Here is a 23,717-nt window from a genome sequence, read left to right on the forward strand (position 1 = left end):
AAGATTTACGGAATCTCTACAAGATTGCGGATTAATTACGCTCTACGGCTACCTGTCGTAGAATGTCTGCAGGATGATGGTGCTGCGCGTCCGGACGTTGGCGGTCGCCCGGATCTCCTGGAGCAGCTGCTCCAGATGCCTCGGCGATGCGACCCGTACCAGCAACACGTAGCTCTCGTCACCCGCCACCGAGTGGCATGCCTCGATACCCGGGATATGTTGCAGCACAGCGGGGGCGTCATCCGGCTGCGACGGGTCGAGAGGAGTGATCGCGACGAATGCCGAGAGCAGCTGTCCAAGTGCCTCCGGATCGACATGCGCTGTGTAGCCGCGGATCACGCCGCGCGCTTCCAGCCTGCGCACCCGAGACTGCACCGCGGAGACCGATAGGCTCGCCTTCTCGGCCAGGTTCGACAGGGTGGCGCGACCATCGGCCATCAGTTCACGAATCAGCAGGCGATCGATGTCATCGAGTACGGGTCTTGCCGGTGTATCCGCCATCAGTGGAGGCTAACCCAGTGAGCGCTGCTCGTGTCGAAAACCTCCACTCGTTCACTTCCGGCAACCTGGTAGCACCGGGTGCATGCCCACAGCGGAAACCAAAGCCGAAGCGGAGCAATCGATGACGAACACCCTGAGCGACCAGCTGACCCGCGATCTCGCCGACCGCGCGGCAACCCTCTTGCGCGGCCTCGGCGCCGAGCCGCCCGAGGACGGCGAGCTGACCGCCCGCACCCCCATCACCTGCGGTGTGCTCGCCACTCTGCCCGCCGACTCGTCCGCGTCCGTCGACGCGGCCATCGGACGCGCCGCCGCGGCCTTCGGCGCCTGGCGCACGGTGCCCGCGCCCGCCAGGGCGGCGGTGGTGCGCAGGCTCGCCGAACTGCTCACCGCGCACAAGACCGAACTCGCCCAGCTGGTCACCTTGGAGGCGGGCAAGATCGGCCCCGAGGCGGTCGGCGAGGTGCAGGAGATGATCGACATCTGCGAGTTCGCCATCGGGCTCTCCCGCCAGCTGTACGGGCGCACCATGCCCTCCGAACGGCCCGGGCACCGGCTGATGGAGACCTGGCATCCGCTGGGCGTCGTCGGGGTGATCTCGGCCTTCAACTTTCCGGTGGCGGTCTGGGCATGGAACACCGCGATCGCGCTGGTGTGCGGCGACACGGTGGTGTGGAAGCCGTCCGAGACCACCCCGCTCACCGCGCTCGCCTGCCACACACTGCTACGCCGCGCGGCGGCCGACGTCGGCGCGGATCCGCAAGTGCACCAACTGATTCAGGGCGGTTCCGAGGTCGGCGCCCGGCTGGTGGACGACGAGCGGGTCGCGCTGCTCAGCGCCACCGGTTCGGTGCGGATGGGTCGCATCGTCGCGCCGCGGGTGGCCGCGCGTTTCGGCCGCTGCCTGCTGGAACTCGGCGGGAACAACGGTGCCGTCGTCACGCCGTCGGCCGATCTGGAGCTGGCGGCGCGCGCCATCGTGTTCGCCGCCGCGGGCACCGCAGGGCAGCGCTGCACCACGTTGCGACGGCTGATCGTCCACGTCGACGTGGTCGGGCCGCTGCTCGATCGCGTCGAGAAGGCGTATCGGCAACTGCGCGTTGGCAATCCGCTCGACGACGGGGTGCTGGTCGGCCCGCTGATCAACGAATCCGCGCACACGAGCATGCGGGCGGCGATCGACCGCGCCCTCGCCGACGGCGGCGAGCTGGTCTGCGGCGGTGAGCCGGTACTCGGGTTCAGCGAGCACGCCCACTACGTGCGCCCGGCCATCGTGCGGATGCCCGCCCAGACCGCCGTGGTGCGCGAGGAGACCTTCGCGCCGATCCTCTACGTGCTCACCTACCACGACTTCGACCACGCCATCGCGCTGCACAACGCGGTGCCGCAAGGACTTTCGTCCGCGGTCTTCACCGGCGACCAACGCGAGGCCGAACGCTTCCTGGCCGCCGACGGCTCCGACTGCGGCATCGCCAACGTCAACATCGGCACCTCGGGCGCCGAGATCGGCGGCGCGTTCGGCGGCGAGAAGAACACCGGCGGCGGCCGCGAATCCGGCTCCGACTCGTGGAAGGCCTACATGCGCCGCGCCACCAACACCGTCAACTACTCCACCGAACTACCACTCGCCCAGGGCATCCAGTTCGGCTGAAACCACCCCCGACCAGGCGATTAGGTGCCACACCCTGCCCGTGTGTAAGGTTGAGACTACCGACGCGGGGTGGAGCAGCTCGGTAGCTCGCTGGGCTCATAACCCAGAGGTCGCAGGTTCAAATCCTGTCCCCGCTACAAACGAAAGCGGCCCGGAACAACAAGTTCCGGGCCGCTTTCTTGCGTCTGGCGTCGATCAGCTCCTAGCTGTTACCGTCGGTAACAGTAGTTCTCGCATCCGATGAAAGGGGCAGGCAATGGGGCTCGCCCACTCCGCCGCCAGCACGATGGACCGCGACATCGAAGACGCCGAGTACGCGGCGAAGTTGACGACGTTGTCCGAAGGGTCGGTGGAACGGCACTTCGACCCGTACGTCGACATCGATTGGGATTCGGCGGATTTCGCTGTCGATCCGACCGATCGGCGATGGATCCTGCCCGAGGCGGACCCGCTCGGGCGGCACCCCTGGTACCAGGCGCAGCCGGAGGAGCGGCGGATCGCCATCGGGATGTGGCGGCAAGCGGGGATCGCGAAGGTCGGACTGCACTTCGAGCAGTTGCTGATTCGCGGGATCATGCAGTACGCGGCCCGGCTCGACAACGGCGATCCGGAGTTCCGATTCATCACCCACGAAGCGGCCGAAGAGTGCAATCACACCCTGATGTTTCAGGAGATGATCGACCGGATCGGCATGGACGTCGTGGGCATGGGGTCGATCGATCGCAAACTCACCCTCGCGATCTGGCCGACCGTGGTGTACTTCCCCGCGCTGTTCTTCACCATGGTCCTCGGCGGGGAAGAGCCGATCGACCACATGCAGAAGGCGATCCTGCGCTCCAGCGCGGACATGCATCCGATGGTCGCCAGGGTGATGCAGATCCACGTCGCCGAGGAGGCGCGCCACATCTCGTTCGCCCACGAGTACCTGCGCAAGAACGCCCCGCGGCTGGACCCGGTGCGCAAGACAGCGCTGTCGGTGCTGACGCCGATCGTGATGCGCGTGATGTGCGAGATGATCATGACGCCGCCGGTCGAGTTCCGCCGCGAATTCGACATCCCGAAATCGGTGATCGACGACTTGTACTGGCGCAGCGAAGAATCCCAGGCGACCCTGCGCGGCATCTTCGCCGACGTCCGCGCCCTCGCCACGGACTCCGGTCTGATGAACCCGGTGGCGAAGCTCGCGTGGAAACTCTGCGGAATCGACGGCCGCGCGTCCCGCTACCGCAGCGAGCCTGAACGCTGAACCCGGGATCCCCGGTGGACCCCGGATTCCACCGGGGTCCACGTCCGCACGGCCAAGCTGGTCGTCGGGGATTACGAGGTGAGCAGCGAGGTCGGCACAAGTCTCGGAAGTGCCTGCCCGGTGCGGTATTACGGCGGGCGTCAGATCCGTGGCGGCTCGATACCGAGTTCGCGCAACCGCTCGGCGTACTCCGCGACGTTCGCGAGCTTGATGTTCTCGTAACCGCGGACGACGTCGGGGAGAGCGGCGGCCTGGACGGCTCGGTCGTAGCCGTCGGCGTCCAGATCGTTGGCGAGCGCGGTCACCATGCGCACGTAGTGGTCGCGAAGTTCGCGTTCGACGCGGCGGACGTGGGCGTAGCCGAAGAGGTCGAAGGCGGTGCCGCGCAGGCGCTTTCCCTTGGCGAGCAAGCGCAGAGCCAGGTGGCTGCGCGGGCCCATGCCGATCTTCTTCTCCCTGCCGAGCGCCCGCAGGACGGGCGGGTGCAGGCGGTAGGTGAGGTTCGCGCCGTCGGGCACCTGGGCGGCGACCTCGGCGAGGAACGCGGGATCGGTCAGTCGCCGCGCCACCTCGTATTCGTCCTTGTAGGCGGTCAACTTGTACAGCCCGCGCGCCACCTGCTCGCTGAATTCGGTGCGGTCGGTGACCCGCCGTTCGGTGTCCCAGATGTGCCGCACGGTGCGCACGTAGTCGCGCGCCACCGCGACGCTCTGGAATCCGATCAGCTCGGCCGCGCGCAGCTCGACCAGCCGCCGCGTCTCCCCCGTCGCGGTGAACCCGTCGAACAGATCCGCGGGCATTACGACCCGCGCGGGCTCGGGCTTGCTGCGCGCGGTCGCGGCGGCGAACTCCGCGGGCCGCGCGATCGTGATCCTGCCCCAGCGGAAGGCCGAGAGATTGGCGGCGACGGCGACGCCGTTGATCTCGATGGCCTCCTCGATCGCCGACGCGGGCAGCCGCAGTCCCCCACTCTGATACGCCGCCCCGACCAGCAGGAAGTTGGCGGCCGCGGTATTGCCGAAGAGCACCTCGGCGGCCGCGAGCGCGTCGAACGAGCCGACCACCTTCGCCGCCCGCGCCAGCCGGGCGAGCAGCGACGACTCGTCCGGATAGGTGACGGACTTGTCGTAGACCATGTCGCCGGTGGGCGTCTTGCTCGTCGAGGCCACCGCGATGGTCGCGGTCGGCGAACCGTAGGCCAGGTTCTTGTCGTCGGTCGCGGCGAGCAGGTCGAACGCGATGACGCAGTCCGCGGAACCGGGGGCGAGCCGGTTGGCGGGCTCCAGCGCGTCCGCCGCGAACCGCAGGTGCGACACGACCGGTCCGGCCTTCTGGCTCAGGCCGATCTGGTCGAGGCTCGCCACGTCGTAGCCCGCCCGCAGCGCCGCCGTCGCCAGCACCTGGTTCACGGTCACGATGCCGGTGCCGCCGATCCCCGCGAGGAAGACGTTCTGCGTGCCGGTCGGCGCCTCGAGCGCGAGTTCCGGCAGGCGCGGCGGCTGCGGACGGCGAACCTCCTTGCGCCGCTTGCGTTCCGCCGGGTCGGGCAGCTCCACCGTGACGAAGGAGGGGCAGTCGCCGTCCATGCAGCTGTAGTCGGTGTTGCAGGAGGTCTGATCAATGCGCGTCTTGCGGCCGAACTCGGTGTCGACCGGCTGCACCGAAAGACAGTTGCTCTTCACGCCGCAATCGCCGCAGCCCTCGCACACCGCCTCGTTGATGACCACCCTGGTCCGCCGGACCGGCAGCGCGCCGCGCTTGCGCTTGCGGCGCGCGTCGGCCGCGCAGTGCTGGTCGTAGACGAGCACGGTGACGCCGGGAATCTCGCGCAGCATGCGCTGGGCCTCGTCGAGCCGATCACGGTGCCACAGCAGCGTGCCCGGAGCGAGATCGCGCTTGCGGTAGCGCTTGGGTTCGTCGGCGCACACGATGATCTTCCGCACGCCCTCGACGCTGAGCTTGTGGGTGAGCCTCGGAACGCCGATGGAGCCCTCCGCGTCCTGCGCCCCTGTCATCGCGACCACGTCGTTGTGCAGCAGCTTGAAGGTGATGTTCACCCCCGCCGCGACGCAGGCCTGCACCGCCAGCTGCCCGGAGTGGAAATACGTTCCGTCACCGATGTTCTGGAACAGATGACCCACGTCGGTGAAGGGCGCCTGACCGATCCACTGCGCCCCTTCGCCGCCCATCTGGGTCAAGCCGGTGACGGCGCTGTCGGCGCGACCGGACAGAGTCACCATGGTGTGGCAGCCGATCCCGCCACCGGCCAGCGAGCCTTCCGGCACCGCCGTCGAGCGGTTGTGCGGGCAGCCGCTGCAAAAGTACGGTGCGCGTTTGGCGGACAGCACCGAAAGCGACAGCGGCTGCGGCAGGGCCCTTTTCATCTCCAGGTAACTGGCGAGGGCTCGGCGCAGCGGGCCCGCGATGCGACCGGAGGTGAGTTCGCCATTGGGGCTGAACAACACTCGCCCATCGGCATCGGTCTTGCCGAGGATCTCGGGCGCATCGGCACGGCCGTAGAGGATGTCGCGAATCTGCGTCTCGATGAACGCGGTCTTGTCCTCGACGACGACGATCCGCTCCAGCCCGTCCGCGAACTGCCGGACACGTTCGGGCGCAATGGGATACGGCATGCCGATGCGCAGCAGCCGGACTCCGGCTCGGGACAGGTCGGCGTCGTCCACGCCGAGATCGACCAGCGCTTGGCGCATCGCGTCGAAAGTGGTTCCGGTGGCGGCGATGCCGATCCTGGCGCGCGCCGGGTTCACCTCGATGACGTCCAGCTCGTTGACGGTGCTGTAGGCCTTCACCAGTTCCCAGCGCGGTCCGTACAGGTCGGCCTCGGCGACGACGCTGTCGGTCGGCGCGGCCATCGGCCGCTGGAGGTAGGTGAAAGGCCTGCCCTCCCATTCGATCTCCGGGACGGTGATGGCGATGTCGCCGACCGAGCCGTCCACCGTCCATGCGCCGTCGGCCACGTCGGCGACGATCTTCAGCGCCACCAGGCACCCGGACGCCCGCGACAGCGCGACGCCGTGCAACCCCATGGTGATGATCTCGCGCGCGTTGCGCGGAAAGAGCACGGGGATGTTCATCGCGGCCAGCGACCGTTCGCTCACCGCGGGCACGGTCGAGGATTTCGACGCCGGATCGTCGCCGACCAGTAGCAGCACCCCGCCGCGCGCGTTCGCGCCGTACATATTCGCGTGCCGCAGCGCGTCGGTGGCGCGGTCGAGGCCGGGTCCCTTTCCGTACCAGACCCCGACGACGCCGTCGTGTGTCGCGTTGCCCGCGGGCAGTTGCGCTTGGCTGCCCCACACGGAGGTCGCGGCGAGTTCCTCGTTCAGGCCGGGGACGAAGGAGATGTCGTGCTCGGCGAGGACGGTGGGCATTCCGTTGAGCATCTTGTCCACGCCGCCGAGCGGGCTGCCCTGATAGCCGGAGACGAAGGTGCCGACCCGCAGGCCCGCCCGCAGATCGCGCACGTGTTGTTCCACCAGTTGCCGCGCGATCGCCTGCACCCCCGTCAGCACGACGGTGCCGGAGCCGACGCGGTAGCGGTCGGCGAGGTCGTATGGCGCGGTGATCAGATCGCGGTCGGCGAGCTCGGTCATCGGTCCACCCATCCGCTCGGCGCCCGGTCGGAGCGCTTCGCATCGTTGAGCACTTGGTGCCGACATCCTGTCCCGAAAGCGCGGATTGAACAATAGGTGGAGTTTCAATTGAGCATTCTGCTCAACTTGTCCACGCCGGACTGGGCACTGCCTGAGCACGATGCCAGATCGATGTGACCACCACCACATTCACCATCCCGCGAGCCAGTGCGCGTCGAGCGGCCCCGAGCGCGTGCACCGCGTCCAGTCGACGCCGGTTCGTTCAGGTTGGTGAAAGAACCGAGACTGCCGCGCTCACTCCGCGTCGCTTCACCCGAGCCGACAACAAGCACGCGAACTACCGCGCCTACTCGGTGACGCCCCACCCAGACAACAAGCACGCGAACTACCCGCGCCTACTCGGTGACGCGCCACCCGGACAACAAGCACCGCGCCCGGCTTTCCTCGATCAGGAAGGGGCTCGGCTGCCGTCGAGAACACCGGCGCGGGCTGAATAAGCGCGGCAGCCAGCTGGAACCATACCCAGAGCTCTGAGGTTCGAAGCCTGTCCCCGCTACTGGGAAAATCGGCCCCGGAGCCACTGACTCCGGGGCCATTTCGGTTTGCCCGTTCCGGCATTCGGCAGCTCGGGCCTCTCCCGTCCGCCCAGAGAACGCGACTCGGCGAACTCCCCCGCGTCCCGCGATATCTGAGCGAAATGCATTGTGACCACGGCATTCACATTGGTAGCACTTCCGAATATATCGCTTGGTTACCCGAATACCGCCACTCCCCATTACCCTTCTCTCTGCTCGACGAAAGTTATTGCGTCGCCGTTCTTTCAGTGACTAGGGTTACTCGGGACATTCGGCCCATGCCGGTTCTCGAACCCGGCACCGGCCGGTTCCGCACGGCGGCAGCGATGCCCAGAGGTAGGCAAGATCATCGGTGATAAGCAGCAGAATTCAACGGCTATTACCGACCGGCATGTGGTCCCGCCCCCTCGGCGTCCGAACCAGGTTGCTGGCGATCGTCCTCATCCCCAGCGTCGCGCTGCTCGGGCTCGGCATCGGCGCCACCTGGTATCTGGTGAAAGCCGGTCGCAACGCGGCGTCTTGGGCCGAGCTGGCCAGTTCCGTCACCACCCCGGCGATCCTGATGATCGAGGCGTTCCAGGAGGAACGTCGCGCCTCGCTGCTGCACTTGGCGGGCGACGACGACGCGACCAACACGCTGTCCGCCGCCCGCAAGAATTCCGACGAGGCGCTGGCCGCGCTGGGCGCCCTGGGCGAGACCGCTTCTGAACTGCGTCCCGACCTCGCGGGCGATATCGACAGCTACGACGTGCTCTACCAGCAGCTGCCCACTCTGCGCGGCGGCGTCGACGCGCACGCCGTGCCTTCGGCGCAGGTATTCCTCGCCTTCAACCAGATCATCGACACCATCGTGCTCGCCTCGCTGCTGGCCGCCGAGGTGGCGCCGGACGCCGAGATCGCCGTCGAGCTGTACAAGGGTGTGCACGCGCTGCGCGCGGCCGAAGCGGTATCGCGGGCGAGCGCGATCGGCTCGGCGGCGCTCATCTCGGAGCAGATCACCCCCGAACAGCTGACCGACTTCAGCCGCTACGTCGGCGACGGCCGCGGCGAGGTCACCTACGCGACAACGGTGCTGAGCGGAAAGCGCCAAGCACAGCTTCAGGAGATCACAGCCAGCCCCACCTGGCGGCAGCTGACCGCGATGGAAGACGCGATCATCCAGCGCGGCACTCACAGCGGCGAGTCCGACGGTTCCACCGCCGACACGTCCGGCAGGCAGTCCACCTCCCGCACCACCCGCGCGGCCGACACCCCGCCGCCGCTGCCGCTCGGCATCGGCGAATGGCAGCAGTCCGCCACCGCCGTGCGCTCGCAGCTGCTGAAGCTGTGGGAGGACCAGAGCCGCGACGCTCACCGCACCGCGGAGAGCACCGGCGAGGAGATCGCCCGCAACTCCCTCTACGGCGGCCTCGCCGTGCTCGCGGTGACGCTGCTGGCCTTCCTCGCCGCGCTGCTGCTCGCCAACCGCTTCATCGGCCGCATGCACCGGTTGCGCCGCGACACCCTGGAACTCGCCGACGAGCGCCTGCCGGAGACCATCCGCAGGCTCGGCGAGGGCGACCAGGTCGACCCGCAGGAGGTCGCGCGCCTGGACTACGGCGGCGACGAGATCGGTCAGGTGGCCGACGCGTTCAACCGCGCCCACGTGGCGGCGGTGTCGGCCGCGGTCGCCGAATCGAAGACGCGGGCGGGCGTCGCCGCGGTCTTCCTCAATATCGCGCACCGCAGCCAGGTGATGGTGCACCGTCAGCTGGCGCTGCTGGACAAGGCCGAACGCGAGGAGGAGAACCCCGCCCGCCTCGACCTGCTCTTCCAGCTCGACCACCTGGCCACCAGGGCACGGCGCAACGCCGAGAACCTCGTCATCCTCGGCGGCGAACAGCCGGGTCGTCGCTGGCGCAACCCGGTGCCGCTGATCGAAGTGGTGCGCAGCGCGGTCGCGGAAAGCCTGGACTACACCAGGATTCAGATCGGCAAGCTGCCCGAGGTACGCGTGTCGGGCACCTCGGTGGCCGACCTCATCCACCTCATCGCCGAGCTGACCGACAACGCGACCGCCTTCTCCCCGCCGGAATCGCGGGTCGAGGTGACGGGCACGCTGGTCGGCAAGGGCGTCGCCATCGAGATCACCGATCAGGGGCTCGGCATGCCGGAAGCCGAACTGGCCGAACGCAATGCCGTGCTGGCCTCGCCGCCGGACTTCAGCGTCGCCACGCTCTCCAGCGATGCCCGCCTCGGCCTGTTCGTGGTCGGGAAACTGGCCGCGCGGCACGGCATCTCGGTGCGGCTGACCGAATCCGACTACGGCGGCGTGAAAGCCATCGTGCTGGTGCCGACCACGCTGATCGCCACCGGGCAGGAGCCCCCGCGCGAGCAAGCCGCCCGCGAACCGCACGCGCTGGCGAGCAACGGGACGTTCAACGGATTCGCACCGGTCCCCGCTCTCGCCGCGCCGAGCCCCGCGCCAAATGTGGCCGTCGACGCCGGTTCCGGCGATCGACCGGCCCTGCCCAAGCGTCGTCGCGAGACGTCCGCCGGGCCGTCCGCCAGCACGAACGGCGCCGCCGCCACCCGGCCGCGCACCGCCGAGGAGGCGCGCACACTCATGTCGGCCATCGAGAACGGAACCCGGCAGGGTCGCCTGAACCGCGTCGACAACCCGACAGCAACGACCTCCAACCCGCAGGAAGGTGCCGGTGACGACCTCCAAGCCACGTAGTCTCGACTGGTTGCTCGATGATCTCGTCGAACGGCTGCTCGACGTCCGCTATGCCGTCGTGCTGTCGACCGACGGACTGCTCCTCGGCCACAGCACGGCGATGAATCGCTCGGACGCGGAACGCTTCTGCGCGATGGCCTCCACCCTGCACGGCGTGGCGCGCAGCGCGGGCAGCCATTTCGACGCGGGCGGGGTCTGCCAGACGGTGGTGGAGCTCGATCGCGCGGTGCTGTTCATCACGGCGGCGGGCGACAACGCGTGCCTCGCGGTGCTCACCGCGGAGAACGCCAACATGGGCATGGTCGCCTACGAGATGAACCAGACCGTGCAGCGCGTCGGCGCGCACCTATCCGTCGACCCGCGCCCGCAACAGCTCGACGGGGTCGGTTCGCGACGGCCATGAGCGACCGGCGGGAGTCCTGGTTCGACGAGGAGGCGGGCCCCCTCGTCCGCCTCTACGCGGTCACGGGAGGGCGCTCCGGCGGCGGCCGACCCGAGCTGAACATGCTCACGCTCGTGGTGCGCGCCGGATCGCGGACGCTACGCCGCAACGAACCCGAGTACGCCGAGATCGTGCGGCTGGCCCGCGAACCGCAGTCCATCGCCGAGCTGGCCGCGCAGCTGAACCTGCCGCTGACCTCGACCAAGATCCTGGTCGGTGACCTCATCGATGACGGTTTGCTGAACTTCCGCGATCCCGAACCGACGCCGGAGGCGGGGCCGCGGGACATGGATGTGTTGCGCGCGGTGCTCAAAGGAATCAAGGCGCTGTAGCGGCTCAACTCAACCGGGCGGCAAGACGTTTGGCGTTCATATAGGCGATCGCCTCGATCGACACCATGGGGTTCACCCCGGACGCCGTCGGGAAGCAAGAGGCATCCGCGACGACGATATTGGGCACCTCCCAGGTCGCGCCGTCCGGATCCGCCGCCGACATCGCCCGCGAGCCGCCCATCCGCGCCGAGCCCATGATGTGCAGCGCTCCCATCCCGCAGCGGCCGGGTCCGTATCCGGCGGCGAGGCAGGCCGCGACGAATTCCGCGTGCGAGCCGCTGACGCCGGGTTCGTAGGTAGCTCCGGCCTGATGCCCGGAGAAGACGCGCTTCGCGCCCGCGGCTTCGAGAATGCTGGCGGCGCCCGCGATTCCGGTGTGCAGGTGGGCGCGGTCGCGCTCGGAGAGCTTGTAGCGCACGACCGGTTCGCCGGAACGGTCCACCGTGACGCGCCCATGGTCGCGGTCGCGGGTGATCACGCCGACGGCCGCGGTGCGGGCCAGATCCAGCATGGCCGCGCGGTGCTCGGCCGCGCCGCGCCAGTTCATGAAGCCGACGAGCAGACCGGGGTGCAGCGGGCCCGTCTCGTAGATCACGCCGTAGCCGTGCTGGTCCAGATCGCTGTGCTTGCGCGAGATCCTGGTCTGCAGCCCGCCCTCCCACGGCCTGATCTCCTCGTCGAAGACGCCGAACACCGCCGAGGCCGGATGCAGGCGCAGGTAATCGCCGATGTTCTTGTTCCGCAACCCCGATCGGCGCAGCAGCGCGGGCGTCTGGATGGCGCCCGCGGCGACCACCACGGCGCGGGCACGGACCGTGAATTCCGCGCCCTCGGCGGTCACGGCCTGGACGCCTTCGGCCCGGCCGCCCTTCACCTCGACGCGCCGGACGTCGGCGCCGACCACGAGCCGGGCGCCGCGCTCGGCCGCGTCGGCGAGCCAGGTCTTGGTGACCGTCTGCTTCGCGCCGAGCCGACAGCCGTAGCCGCAGCGTCCGCACTCGACGCCCGCGTCGCACGCGTCGGTGACATTGCGCGGCAGCGGGGCGACATCCCAGCCCAGCGCCGCGAGCCCACGTTCCAGCACGCCGTCGCGCGCGGAGCCCGGCGAGCGGTCGTAGGTGACGCCGAGCCGCCGCTCGACGGCGTCCAGCGCCGCGCCGTACTCGTCCTCGGCGAACTGGGTGGCGCCCAGGTTCGCCCATTCCGCGCGCACCTCGTCAGGGGTGCGCAGCGAGGTGCTCCAGTTGACGACCGTGCCGCCGCCCAGGCAGGTGCCCGCGACCAGCGTGAGCTGGCCCTCCGCGGTGGCCGACGGCCCCGGCGCGTACAGCCGCAGCAGCGCGTCGAGCTCGCCCGCGCCGAAATCGGCGTCGTCGTAGTATTCGCCGCGCTCCAGGACGATCACATCGAGACCGGCCTCGGCGAGCACGGCGGCCGCGGCGCCGCCGCCCGCGCCGGAACCGACCACGACGACGTCGCAGTCGAGCGTCTCGTCCGCGCCGGGCCGCACCGGCCGCAAGGCGGGCTTCGGCGCGCCGGGCAACGGGCCGGGCGGAGCGGGATAGCCCATCTCCTTCCACAGCGGGTTGCTGCCGTCGGGTCCCGGCGTCGTGTAGTACGCGAGCAGCGCGGCCTGTTTGAGCGCCTGGAAGATCGCGCGCTTGGCCCCCAGCCGCGATTCGCCGAGTTCGAGCAGCAGCCGTTCGCGATCGGCCTGCGAGCGCGCGGAGAAACGTCGCGGACCCATGCCAGCGAGCAGACCGAAAACCGGGGAATCCCACAGGCCGAGCAGCGTCGCCAGCTGTTTGCGTTCGGCCTCGCGCGGATTGCGGTCGAGCAGCCGGAGCACCACGTCGGCGACGCCGAGCTCGGAGGCGGACGGCAGCGCGAGGCCGTCGCCCGGCGCGAAGGTGTCGCAGATCAGCTCCAGCGCCGCCCGCTGCCCTGCCGTGAGTTCCATGGTGTTCTCCCCGAGACCGAAAAGTGTGGCGGCGCAACCGGAATTACGGCTCACATAGTTTGACGAGCTCGAACCCTACTCTGGAGAATTACCGGCGTAAAGACCGATTTGCAAACCGTTGGCACGGAATTCCGCGATCACAGATAGCGAATTCCGAACAACTTGACGGGCTCGGTCGGCGACCAGGGTTCAGGGCGGTTCGGGTTGGCAGCGAGGGCAATAGTAGATGCCGCGTTCGCGCTGCGTGATGCGATCCGACGGCGGGGTCGTCTCGCCGAGCGGCCGCACCTCGATCCGCGTGCCGCACCGCTGGCAGGGCTGACGCTGGCGACCGTAGACCAACGCGCGCCACGGCGGACGGTGCGCGGCCTGGGTGAGGACGCGATGCGCCTCGTTGACCAGGGCCAGCAGATCCGGCACGTCACCGACCGGCATTGCCGGGTGCACTTTTCGCAGAAAGCAGACCTCGCTGCGGTAGATGTTGCCGATGCCCGCCAGATTGCGCTGATCGAGCAGGGCGAGGCCGACCGGTTGCGCTGGATGTCTTTCCAAGCGCCGAACCGCCTCGGCCGCATCCCAATTCGGGCCGAGCAGATCCGGGCCGAGGTGATCGGTCGCGGTGTGCTCGTCGGCCCGGCGCAGCACCTCGACGGTGCCGAGCGAGAAACCGACGGCCTCGGTGTCGTCGGTACCGAGCACCACGCGCGCGGTCACCCGCGGCCGGGTCCAGCGCTCGCCCGCGCAGTAGGTGCGCCACACCCCCTCCATCTTCAGATGGGTGTGGATGCTCGCGTTGGTGGTGCGGATGAACAGGTGCTTACCGTAGCTGCCGACCTCTTCGACCAGCTCGCCGACCAGATCCACCGTCGCATACCTCGGCACCCGGAAATCGCTGCGCACCAGCGTCTTTCCCACGAGCGCGAGCCGCAGGCGGTTCGCGGTCAGGAAGACCTTGTCACCCTCGGGCACGCACCGCTCCCCCCGTCATGGTTGCCTCCGCAGCCGCAGCCCGCGCGGCGTGGCGGAGAAGCCCGCCTCGGTGAGGAAGCCCGCGAAGGTGTTGCCGTGCACCGATTCTCCGTCCACCCGGTCGATCACCAACGAGTCGACGCGGCGGCGCCGGACCAGCTCGGCGAGTTCGGCGGCGGCGGACTGGCGCGCGTTCGGGTCCTCGGTGAAGGTGAGCAGCGTCTTGCCGCCGCGCTCCAAGTAGAGCACGAGCTCGCCGTCCACCAGCACGACCAGCGCGCCCGCCTTACGACCAGGGCGGTGGCCGCTGTCGCCGTCGCCCTTGGGCCAGCCGAGGGCCGCGCCGTACGGGTTCGCGGGGTCGCAGGCGGCCAGCGCCAGCGCCTTGCCCTGTTTCGCCGGATCGCCGGTCCGGCCGCGTTCGGTGTCGAAGGAGCGCAACCGATCTACGACGTCGGTGGTGGAGAACTGCGCGCCGCCGAGCGAGTCGACGAAGTAACCGCGACGGCAGCGGCCGCGGTCCTCGAATTCGGTGAGCACCCGGTACATCAGCGCGAAACCGCCCGTCACCCCCTCGTTCTGCACCGATCCCCTGGTCAGTACGCCATAACGCTCGAGCAGGGTGTCCGCGGTGGCGTGCGCGCGAATCGTGTTGTCGGCGACGCGTTCCGGCAGCAGCGACCAGCGCCCCGCGACGGCGGGCGGGCCGGACCGGGTCGGCATGGCCGGTCGGGGCAGGTAGGCGCGGCCGCGTGGCGCGCGGCGTGGAGTCCGGTGCGCCGTCGTGGTGCGCGAGGTACCCGCGAGCAGGGCGCGCACCGGCGCGAACGTGTCGCCGGAGACCACACCCGCCCACACCAGCTCCCACAGCGCGGCGGCCACCGCGGTGTCGTCGAGGAGGCCGGTGGAGTCGGAGAGTTGGCGGAAGAAGTACGCGCCGCCGCCGTGTACGACCGGGGGGAGACGAATGGGCTCGGAGCGCGGCGGGCCATCACCGGCCGGGGCCTGGTCCACGTCGCGTGGCACCGCGCCATCGGGTTTCGTCACTGGGTCGGCGTCGAGCGGCATCGCGGCGTCCGGCTTCGTCGGCATGTCGTCGTCTAGCAGTACGACGTTGTCGCGGCGGCCCGGCGAGTCCGAGGCGAGCGGCGTCCGCGGCGCCAATGTCGCACCGAGCGCGTCGAGCAGCCGCAGGTGCACCTCGGACAGGTCGATCTCGTCCGGCGGCGCGAGCGTGAACGGGGCCTGGTCCGCCAGGTGCAGCGCGATCCATCCATCCTTGGCCGTGATGGCGCCGTGCCCGGACCACACCACCTCGCCGGTGGCCATCAGCTCGTCCAGCATCGCGGGCGAATAGTCGCGGACGCGGGCGGGCAGGATCAGCGATTCCCACGCCGAGGCCGGAATGGGCACTCCGGCAAGCTGTTCCACCACGGCCGCGACGCCGTCGACGCCGCGCAGCTCGCCGGTCTCGACGTGCTGCCAGGACGGGAGGAAGCGCCCGAAGGCCGCGGTCGAGACCGGCTCGACCTCGTGCCGCGCCGCGGCGAGCGACCGCCGCCGCAACCGCCGCAGCACCTGGGTGTCGCACCACTCGGAACCGCTGGCACCCGGCGTGAATTCGCCTTCCACCGCCCGCTTTTCGGTCACCAGACGATGCAGCGCGGTGGCGGCGACCGCGGGGCCGATGCCGAAGCGTGCGGCGACGGCCTCGGTGGTGAACGGTCCGTGCGTGCGGGCGTAGCGGCCGACCAAGTCGCCGAGCGGGTCGGCGACCGGCTCGATGAACGCGGCGGGCGTGCCGATCGGCAGCGGGACCCCGAGCGCGTCGCGGAGGCGGGAGGCGTCCTCGACGGCTACCCACCAGGTCCGACCCGCGAACGAGACCTCCAGCACGCGCCGAGCTTTGGCGAGTTCCGCAAACCAGGGCCGCGGGTCGCCGGGGGGTTCGTCGACGGCACCGAAATTCGCCGCCATCTCGTCGTCGCTCGGCCGCGCATCCTCATCACCGCGCGCCACCGGCGCACCGACGCAACGCAACGCCGCCTCTTCCGGCGTCAGCGGCCCGAGCAGCCGCAGGAGATCGGCCAACCCCTCCGCATCACGCGCACGGCGTTCGGGGGTGAGTCGTTGCAGTTCACGCTCGGTCTGTTCGAGCACCGCCGGATCTAGCAGCTCGCGCAGCTCGACGCGGCCCAGCAGCTCCGCGAGCAATCCGGAATCCAGCGAGAGCGCGGCGGCCCTTCGCTCGGCGAGCGGGCTGTCGCCCTCGTACATGAACTGGCCGATGTAGTCGAACAGCAGCGCGCTGGCGAACGGCGACGGCGTCGCGGTCTCCACCTCGACGAGCCGCACCTGCCTGCGCGCGACCCGGCCGAGCAGGTCGCGCAGGTTCGGCAGGTCGTAGACGTCGCGGAGGCATTCGCGCACCGTCTCCAGCAGGATCGGGAAGTCCGGGAACTTCCGCGCGACGTCCAGCAGCTGCGCCGAGCGTTGCCGCTGCTGCCACAGCGGTGCGCGCTTGCCCGGGTCGCGCCGCGGCAGCAGCAGGGCGCGCGCCGCGCATTCGCGGAACCGGGATGCGAAAAGGGCCGAGCCGCCGACCTGTTCGGTGACGATGTCGTCGATCTCGTCCTGGTCGAAGACGAACAACTCCGCGCCGGGCGGATCGTCGGTGGTGTCGGGCAACCGCACCACGATCCCGTCGTCGGAGGCGTTCGGCGCGGCGTCCACGCCGAACCGTTCGCGCAGCCGGGAGCCGACCGCCAGCGCCCACGGCGCGTGAACCGGCAGACCGTACGGCGAGTGCAAGACCAGCCGCCAGTCGCCGAGTTCGTCGCGGAACCGTTCGACGATCAGGGTCCGGTCGGTGGGCAGCTGGCCGGTCGCGCTGCGCTGATCTTCCAGCAGGGTCACAAGATTCGAAGTGGCGTTGTCGTCGAGTCCGGCGGCTCGGACGATGCGACCGAAACCATCGGTCTCCGCGGAACCGGCATTCCGCGCGGCGGCCTTCCGCGACCCGGACGGTGCGCCGTCACCCGCGGCCGACGGCTCGACCGACCTGGCCAGCGCCTCGGCGGACTCCCGGCCCGCTTTGCGAATGAATTCGCCCAGCGCCGCGCCCAATTCGGCGGGCCTGCCCAACCCGTCCCCGTGCCAGAACGGAAGTCGCCCCGGCTGCCCGAAAGCGGGCGTCACCAGGACCCGGTCGAAGGTGATCTCCTCGATCCGCCAACTGGTCGCGCCGAGGGCGAACACGTCGCCGACGCGGGATTCGTAGACCATCTCCTCGTCGAGTTCGCCGACCCGCGAATTCCGTTCGCCCACCATGTACACCGCGAACATGCCGCGATCCGGGATCGCGCCGCCGGAGGTCACCGCCAGTCGCTGCGCGCCGGGGCGGCCGGTGAGCGTGCCCGCGTCGCGATCCCACACCAGCCGTGGGCGCAGTTCGGCGAATTCGTCGGAGGGATAGCGACCGGAGAGCAGGTCGAGCACCGACTCGTAGGCCGAGCGCGGCAGTCCGGCGTAGCTGCCGGTCCCGCGCACCGTCTCGAACCAGGCGTCCACGTCGATGGGCTCGAGCGCGCAGGCCGCGACGGTCTGCTGGGCGAGGATGTCGAGCGGGTGGGCCGGGATCTGCAAGGCCTCGATCTGTCCCGTGACCATCCGCTGGGCGGCGACGGCGCAGTGGATGACGTCGGTGCGGTGCTTGGGAAACAGGACACCGCGGGAGATCTCGCCGACCTGGTGACCCGCCCTGCCGATGCGTTGCAGTCCGCTCGCCACCGAGGGCGGCGCTTCGACCTGCACGACGAGATCGACCGCGCCCATGTCGATGCCGAGTTCGAGACTGCTCGTCGCGACCACGCAACGCAAGCGCCCGCTCTTGAGGTCGTCTTCGATCAGCGCGCGCTGCTCCTTGCTGACCGACCCGTGGTGCGCGCGGGCGAGCAGTTGGTCGGCGCCGTGGATCACCTCGGTGGACGCGCCGAGCAGCGCGGGCGGCGCGTGCGCGGTGTCGATCGGATCGCCGAGCCGCGCCGAGTACGCCTCGTTCAGCCGGGCCGTGAGCCGTTCGGCGAGCCTGCGCGAATTCGCGAAAACGATCGAGGAGTTGTGGTCGAGCACCAAGTCCACGATGGCCTCGTCGACGTGCGGCCAGATCGAACCCGGCTGATCGGATTCGCCCGGCTCGGTCATGTCCGGCACCGGCACCCGCACCGACAGGTCGAAGGTCTTGGGCGCGGGCGGCGAGACGATGGTGATGGGCGCGTTGCCCACCAGGAACCGGCCGACCTCCTCCGGCGGCCGCACGGTGGCGGAGAGGCCGATGCGCTGGGCGGGCCGCTCGGTCAGCAGATCCAGCCTGGCCAGCGAGAGCGCCAGGTGCGAACCGCGTTTGGAACCAGCGATGGCGTGCACTTCGTCCACGATCACCGTCCGCACGGTGCGCAGGGTCTCGCGCGCGGCGGAGGTCAGCATGAGGAACAGCGACTCCGGCGTGGTGATCAGGATGTCGGGCGGGGTGCGTTGCATGGCGCGACGATCGGCGGCGCTGGTATCGCCCGAGCGCACGCCGACGGTGATGTCGGGCGGGTCGAGGCCGAGCCGTTTGGCGGTCTGTGTGACGCCGACCAGCGGCGCGCGCAGGTTTCGCTCGACGTCCACCGCGAGCGCCTTCAGGGGGGACACGTAGAGCACGGTGGTCCCCACGTGTTCGACCTTGCCGTCTTCGCTCGAACGACGCGTCCGGCGCTTCGGCGCGTCGTCCGGTCGCTCGCGTGCGGCGAGTTCATCGATCGCCCACAGGAACGCCGAGAGCGTCTTGCCGGAGCCGGTCGGCGCGACGACCAAGGTGTGTTCTCCGGCCGCGATGGCTTGCCACGCGCCGAGCTGGGCCGAGGTCGGCGCGGGGAACGCGCCGTCGAACCATTCCTGGGTCGCGCGGGTGAACATGGCGGTGGAGAACGTGGCCATGGGATCAGTGTGCACCCGAGCACCGACAGGCGACCGACCGCGAGGCGGCAACCGGCGGCTCGACGACACGGCGCCGACGAGACCTGGACGAAACCGACCGCGCCCCCGGCGCGCACCCCTAGCGTTACCCGGGAGCACACGACGAACAGACTGACAGGCCGGATAAGGGTCCGTCCGCCGTCGCCGGGTCGTACGCTTCGATCCGTGCAAAAGGTGCTGAGACTCGACCTGGTCAGCCATGGCATGACCGAGGCGATGCGAAAGGCACGTTTTCCAGTCGACGAATCCCTGACCGAGGCGGGCCGCCGCGCCATCTCCGCCTGCGCCCCGCTCACCGCCGCGCGTGTGCTGACCGGACCAGAACGCCGCACCGTCGAGACGGCGGCTCTGATGGGTCTGCCCGGCGAGGAGGACGCCCGGCTGCGCGACCTCGACGCGGGCGCGTGGCGCGGCGGCGAGCTCATGTCGGTGCCGCAAGACGAGCTCTACGCGTGGCTGACCAACCCGCAGTTCCGCGGCCACGGCGGGGAGTCGGTGCTGGACGTGATCGAGCGGACCAGGTACTGGATGGCCGAGATCGCCTCCGAGGGCAAGTCGACCATCGCGGTGACCCATCCCGCGGTGATCCGCGCCGCGCTGCTGGTGACGCTGGACGCCCCGCCGAAATCGTTCTGGCGGATCGACATTCCGCCCGGCAGTGTCACCCGCCTGCATTACCGCGGCGAGTGGACGCTGCATTTTCCGCCGTGAGCGCGTCGATCATTCCGCGCCGAGCGGCGTAGACCGTTCGGCGACGCTCAGCAAGAGCCGCACCGCGTCGGTGATCAGCCGCGCCGACAGGGACGGGTCGATGGCGCGCTGAATGCCCAGGCCGAGACCGAGACTCAGCACCGTGGACGCCGCGTCCTCCGCCGGCATCGGCAAGTCCAAGCGGAGACTGTCGGCCAGTGTCTGCAATTGCGCGGCCACCGCGCCGCGCACCGCGCCGAGGTTGGACACCAGCGCGGCGCGCAGCTCGGGATCGTCGCGAGAGAGCGTGGCGAATTCGAACTCGAGCATCGTCCAGCCGACGTCGCCGAGGGTGCGCTCGGCCCAGTCCTGAAGTCGCGCCAGCCGCTCTTCCAAGCTCTCGTCCGCGGCGACCAGTTCCGAGACCTCGCCGAACTTGGTGGCGTGGATGTCCTCGAGCACCTCGAGGCACAGCTCCTTCTTGGTGCGGAAGTTGGAGTAGACCGCGCCCTTGGAGTACCCGGCCTCCTCCGCGACGCGCTCCATGGAGGTCTTCGCATAACCGTCGGCGAGGAAGAGATCGCGCGCGGTCGCGATCAGATCGGCCCTGGTGCGGGCCTGACTCTCGGACCTGGTCAGTCGTGCCATGCCCGCGATTCTACGTACTCTCAGATTTCGGATACCGAGAGAATTTGAATTCTGATAGTGTGCGAAACCATGAGTAACAAGAACGGGCCACAGCGACGTGGTCTGGCCATCGGTTGCGGCGGGACGGTCGGCGCGGCATGGATCGTCGCCGCGCTCGCCGCGGTGCGCGACGTGCTCGACTGGGATCCGCGCGAGGCCGACGTCCTGCTCGGCACCTCGGCGGGCGCGGAGATGGTGACCATGCTCGGCAGCGGCATCGACGTCGACGAGCTGGTCGCCATGCAGGAAGGCCGGAGCACCAATCCGGCGCTGCTCGCGCACATGCGCGACGAACCTGGCCGTTTCCCGCCGCTGCCCCGCCCCGGCCTCGGCGCACCGAGGCTGACTCTGCGCGGTGCGGGATCCGGGCAGCGACTGCTCACCGCGGGCAGCGGCCTACTGCCGATCGGCGGCGGTGACGCCGGATGGTTGCAGCGGCTCGCCGAGCGCCTGAACCCGGACCGCACCTGGGTGCCGCATCCGGCGACCTGGCTGGTGAGCATGGATCACGCGACAGCGGAGCGAGTTCCGTTCGGCGCGCCCGACGCACCCGACGCCACCCTCGGCGCGGCGCTGCGCGCGTCCTGGGCGATTCCCGGCTGGTTCCCGCCGGTCCCGATCGCCGGACGCCGGTTCGTGGACGGCGGCGCCGGATCCACCGCGTCCGTCGACCTGCTCGCCGGGCTGGGATTGGACGAGGTCGTGGTGCTCGCGCCGATGGCCTCCGCGTCGCGGGTGCCCGCCACCGGCCCCGGCCACTTCCTCGAGCGCCAACTCCGCGACCGGATGAGCGCTCAGCTCGCCGCGGAGATCGCCCAGCTGCGCGCCGCGGGCACCCGCGTGCTGATGCTCGGCGCGACCGCCGAGGACCTCGCGGTGATGGGCCCGAACTTCATGGACGGCCGTCGCCGTCTCGACACCTTCCGGCACAGCCTGCGCAGCACCCGCCGCGCCCTCGAACAAGGAGTCTTTGCGTGAGAATTCTCGGTCACGGTTATCCCGCCATCGAGCTACGGGACGCCCAAGTGCTGATCACCGGCGGTGGTCGCGGTATCGGCCAGTCCACCGCCCAATTGTTCGCCGACGCCGGAGCCCACGTCGCCATCGCCGACGTCGACATCGCCGCGGGCGAGGCGGCCGCCGCGGCCATCGGCGCCCGCGCCTTCGAGCTCGACGTGCGCGCCCGCGACCAGTGGGACAAGGTCGTCGCCGAGCTCGGCCGCGTCGACATCCTGGTCAACAACGCGGGCGTGATGCCCGCGGGCGCGTTCCTCGACGAGCCGGACGCGATCGGTCGCGCCACCTTCGACATCAACGTCTGGGGATTGATCCACGGCATGCGCGCGGTGGTTCCCGGGATGGTCGAGCGCGGGAGCGGGCACGTCGTGAACGTCGCCTCGCTGGCGGGCAAGATCCCGATCGCCGGCCTGGCCGTCTACAACGCGAGCAAGTTCGCCGCCGTGGGTCTTTCTGCCGCAACGCGTCTGGAGTTCGCCGAGCGCGGTGTCAGCGTCAGCTGCGTGCTGCCGTCGGCGGTGCGGACCAGGTTGTCCTCGGGGCTGACGCTCGGTCGCGGGATGCCGACAGTGGACCCGGAAGACGTGGCCGCCGCGATCGTCGGGACCTTGCAGACACGCAAAGCCGAAGTGGCCGTACCGAATTACCTCGGGGGAATCGATCTCGCACTTGCCGCCGCACCGGAGCGGGCGGTTCAGCTGGTCCGAAAACTGTTCGACGGCAATCGCGCGCTCCATCCCGCCGACGCCGAGGTTCGGGAGAAGTACGAGGAAGAGGTTCGCTCGATCACGAAGTGAGCCGACCGAGCCCCCACGACCGTGCCTACCGGGCATCGGCGCGGGGCTCGAACCTCCTTGCTCGCAATCGCTTCGACACAAACACCGCACGCAGCGCAGTCGCCCCGTCCAGCAGAGCTCGCGAGCGGGCGTCGACATTCACGTCCCGCGCCGCCAACGCGGACGCGATCTCGTTCCCTGCGATCACTTCGACGCGAGCAGCGCACCGAGTGCGGCCGAGCCGTCGAGCAGAGCTCGCGAGCGAGAGTTTATGTTCGCGTCTCGCGCGGCCAGCGCGGAGGATATCTCGTTCCACCGGTTCGCCCTGCGCAGTTCCGGCATCAAGGCGCGCAGCGGGGCGATCCGGTAACCGGCCCGGCGCAGTTGGTTGACGATCCGCGCGTCTCGGACATCGCTCGGCGTGTACTCACGCGCCCCGCGCGGACTGCCGCGACGCGGCGCGAGGAGTCCCTCGGATTCCCAGTGCCGCAACGTCGACGGCCGCACGCCCAGCGCACCGGCGAGCTCGGCGACAGTCATCGAGTCGGCAGGCCGGACGTCGTCCATCGGCTCGACGGTGATCGCACCCGCCGCCCGCTTGGCCAGTTCCAGTTCCCGGCGCTCGGTGTCGAGCCGGGCATGCGCGGTGTCCAGTAGGGCGAGCAGGTCCGAATCCGGGTAGGCGTGTGCGGCGCGCATGATTCGCTTGGCCTCCATCGGGCCCGCGCCCACCGCGAAGGCGCGATAGGCCACCGCGGAATGCACGTGCGATTCCGTGTAGGTCCGGTAACCGGAGGCGGTGCGCGTCGCCGGAGGCAGGACGCCGTCGCGTTCCAGGTTGCGCACCTGCTGGACGGAGCACCCGGCCCGTCTGGCGACATCGACCGTGCGCAGTCCAGGCGATTTGCGACTTGTCATGTCGGGATCTCGGCGTTCCCGGACCGAAGTCTCCACATGCACATGAATGAAACGCTAGAACACATGGAGATGGACGAGATCATCGAATTCGTCGCGGGACTCGACGGAGTCCTGACATTGACACCGCAACCCGGCGACGGCTCCCCCGATATCAGCTGGGGCGACGCGTTCTTCTATTACGCACCCGACGGCGTCGTCCCCCGGACGCAACCCTTCGCAACGCTCTTGACGAAGGACTACCCCGGCGACGAAACCTCGCGCCTGAGCCGCCCCGGCACCTTCCGCGTGAACTTCTTCGCCGGAAAGGACGCCTTCCTGAACTGGACCGGCCGCACACCCCGCGACCCCGACCCGCACACCGTGGACCCGAGCGCCACCGACATCGTCATGGCACACCCGGTCTATGGCCGCCAGGGGTGGCTTGCCGTGGTGAATCCGGGCCCGCGCACGGAAACAGCCGTCCTGGACCTACTTCGAGCCGCCCACGACCTCGCCCGCTCACGCAAGAAGCGCCGCACCTGATCGGAACCGCTCATCAGACGCGCCGCCGACCACATCTGGGCCAGGTCACACTGGCGACACCAGCCCGGCTGTCGTACTA

16 protein-coding genes and 1 tRNA gene are annotated in these 23,717 nt (G+C 69.6%); 10 read left to right on the plus strand and 7 right to left on the minus strand.

Annotation, left to right across the window (positions count from 1 at the left end):
- Window positions 1-48: 48 nt before the first annotated feature.
- Window positions 49-501, minus strand: coding sequence for an Lrp/AsnC family transcriptional regulator (locus tag ABZV58_RS10810; protein ID WP_040686931.1), 453 nt, complete (start codon window positions 499-501; stop codon window positions 49-51).
- Window positions 502-622: 121 nt separating this feature from the next.
- Between ABZV58_RS10810 and ABZV58_RS10815 the strand changes: the two genes are divergently transcribed.
- From ABZV58_RS10815 to ABZV58_RS10825, 3 genes are all read left to right on the plus strand, one after another.
- Window positions 623-2,152 carry an aldehyde dehydrogenase family protein gene (locus ABZV58_RS10815; protein WP_354999961.1) on the plus strand — a complete coding sequence of 510 codons (1,530 nt, stop codon included), beginning with the start codon at window positions 623-625 and terminating at the stop codon, window positions 2,150-2,152.
- Window positions 2,153-2,215: 63 nt separating this feature from the next.
- Window positions 2,216-2,289 (plus strand) — tRNA-Met (locus ABZV58_RS10820).
- Window positions 2,290-2,438: 149 nt separating this feature from the next.
- A complete protein-coding gene (locus ABZV58_RS10825; protein WP_355000527.1) occupies window positions 2,439-3,398 on the plus strand; it encodes a diiron oxygenase in 960 nt (319 codons plus the stop codon).
- A 140-nt stretch (window positions 3,399-3,538) separates the two neighbouring features.
- On the opposite strand, the gene ABZV58_RS10830 is transcribed toward ABZV58_RS10825, so the two are convergent.
- The gene (locus tag ABZV58_RS10830) at window positions 3,539-7,012 is read right to left on the minus strand and encodes an indolepyruvate ferredoxin oxidoreductase family protein (protein WP_354999962.1); all 3,474 of its coding nucleotides are present in this window, start codon (window positions 7,010-7,012) and stop codon (window positions 3,539-3,541) included.
- Window positions 7,013-7,978: 966 nt separating this feature from the next.
- Here ABZV58_RS10830 and ABZV58_RS10835 point away from each other — a divergent pair.
- Genes ABZV58_RS10835 through ABZV58_RS10845 form a run of 3 tightly spaced genes read left to right on the plus strand, consistent with a single transcriptional unit; the run spans window position 7,979 to window position 11,080 of the window.
- Window positions 7,979-10,306, plus strand: coding sequence for a nitrate- and nitrite sensing domain-containing protein (locus tag ABZV58_RS10835; protein WP_354999963.1), 2,328 nt, complete (start codon window positions 7,979-7,981; stop codon window positions 10,304-10,306).
- Window positions 10,284-10,709: a roadblock/LC7 domain-containing protein gene (locus tag ABZV58_RS10840; protein WP_141807197.1), complete on the plus strand. Its 426-nt coding sequence runs from the start codon at window positions 10,284-10,286 to the stop codon at window positions 10,707-10,709. The genes ABZV58_RS10835 and ABZV58_RS10840 overlap by 23 nt, the downstream gene beginning before the upstream one ends.
- The gene (locus ABZV58_RS10845; RefSeq protein WP_354999964.1) at window positions 10,706-11,080 is read left to right on the plus strand and encodes a DUF742 domain-containing protein; all 375 of its coding nucleotides are present in this window, start codon (window positions 10,706-10,708) and stop codon (window positions 11,078-11,080) included. Before ABZV58_RS10840 ends, ABZV58_RS10845 begins: the two co-directional genes overlap by 4 nt.
- Window positions 11,081-11,084: 4 nt before the next feature.
- Here ABZV58_RS10845 and ABZV58_RS10850 read toward each other — a convergent pair whose 3' ends face one another.
- The 3 genes from ABZV58_RS10850 to ABZV58_RS10860 all read right to left on the minus strand — a co-directional run bounded on the left by ABZV58_RS10850 (window position 11,085) and on the right by ABZV58_RS10860 (window position 18,989).
- Window positions 11,085-13,040: an FAD-dependent oxidoreductase gene (locus ABZV58_RS10850; protein ID WP_354999965.1), complete on the minus strand. Its 1,956-nt coding sequence runs from the start codon at window positions 13,038-13,040 to the stop codon at window positions 11,085-11,087.
- 189 nt (window positions 13,041-13,229) lie between these two features.
- On the minus strand, window positions 13,230-14,009 hold the full coding sequence (locus tag ABZV58_RS10855) for a DNA-formamidopyrimidine glycosylase family protein (protein ID WP_354999966.1): 780 nt from the start codon (window positions 14,007-14,009) through the stop codon (window positions 13,230-13,232).
- Window positions 14,010-14,024: 15 nt separating this feature from the next.
- Window positions 14,025-18,989, minus strand: coding sequence for an ATP-dependent helicase (locus ABZV58_RS10860; RefSeq protein ID WP_354999967.1), 4,965 nt, complete (start codon window positions 18,987-18,989; stop codon window positions 14,025-14,027).
- 204 nt (window positions 18,990-19,193) lie between these two features.
- Here ABZV58_RS10860 and ABZV58_RS10865 point away from each other — a divergent pair, with 204 nt between their 5' ends.
- A complete protein-coding gene (locus ABZV58_RS10865; protein ID WP_354999968.1) occupies window positions 19,194-19,739 on the plus strand; it encodes a histidine phosphatase family protein in 546 nt (181 codons plus the stop codon).
- 9 nt (window positions 19,740-19,748) lie between these two features.
- Here ABZV58_RS10865 and ABZV58_RS10870 read toward each other — a convergent pair whose 3' ends face one another.
- Window positions 19,749-20,366, minus strand: a complete 618-nt coding sequence (locus tag ABZV58_RS10870; RefSeq protein ID WP_354999969.1) for a TetR/AcrR family transcriptional regulator — start codon at window positions 20,364-20,366, stop codon at window positions 19,749-19,751.
- A gap of 69 nt (window positions 20,367-20,435) precedes the next feature.
- On the opposite strand from ABZV58_RS10870, the gene ABZV58_RS10875 reads away from it, so the two are divergent.
- Window positions 20,436-21,383, plus strand: coding sequence for a patatin-like phospholipase family protein (locus ABZV58_RS10875; RefSeq protein WP_354999970.1), 948 nt, complete (start codon window positions 20,436-20,438; stop codon window positions 21,381-21,383).
- Entirely contained in the window at window positions 21,380-22,219 is an 840-nt protein-coding gene (locus tag ABZV58_RS10880) for an SDR family oxidoreductase (RefSeq protein WP_354999971.1), read from the plus strand. Before ABZV58_RS10875 ends, ABZV58_RS10880 begins: the two co-directional genes overlap by 4 nt.
- A 183-nt stretch (window positions 22,220-22,402) precedes the next feature.
- Here the strand turns inward: ABZV58_RS10880 and ABZV58_RS10885 are convergent, their stop codons facing one another.
- Window positions 22,403-23,116: a MerR family transcriptional regulator gene (locus ABZV58_RS10885; protein WP_354999972.1), complete on the minus strand. Its 714-nt coding sequence runs from the start codon at window positions 23,114-23,116 to the stop codon at window positions 22,403-22,405.
- Window positions 23,117-23,179: 63 nt separating this feature from the next.
- Here ABZV58_RS10885 and ABZV58_RS10890 point away from each other — a divergent pair, with 63 nt between their 5' ends.
- A complete protein-coding gene (locus ABZV58_RS10890) occupies window positions 23,180-23,638 on the plus strand; it encodes a DUF6194 family protein (RefSeq protein WP_355000528.1) in 459 nt (152 codons plus the stop codon).
- Window positions 23,639-23,717 lie beyond the last annotated feature (79 nt).

The organism is Nocardia sp. NPDC004654 (assembly GCF_040609595.1).
In the GTDB taxonomy this organism is placed as follows: domain Bacteria; phylum Actinomycetota; class Actinomycetes; order Mycobacteriales; family Mycobacteriaceae; genus Nocardia.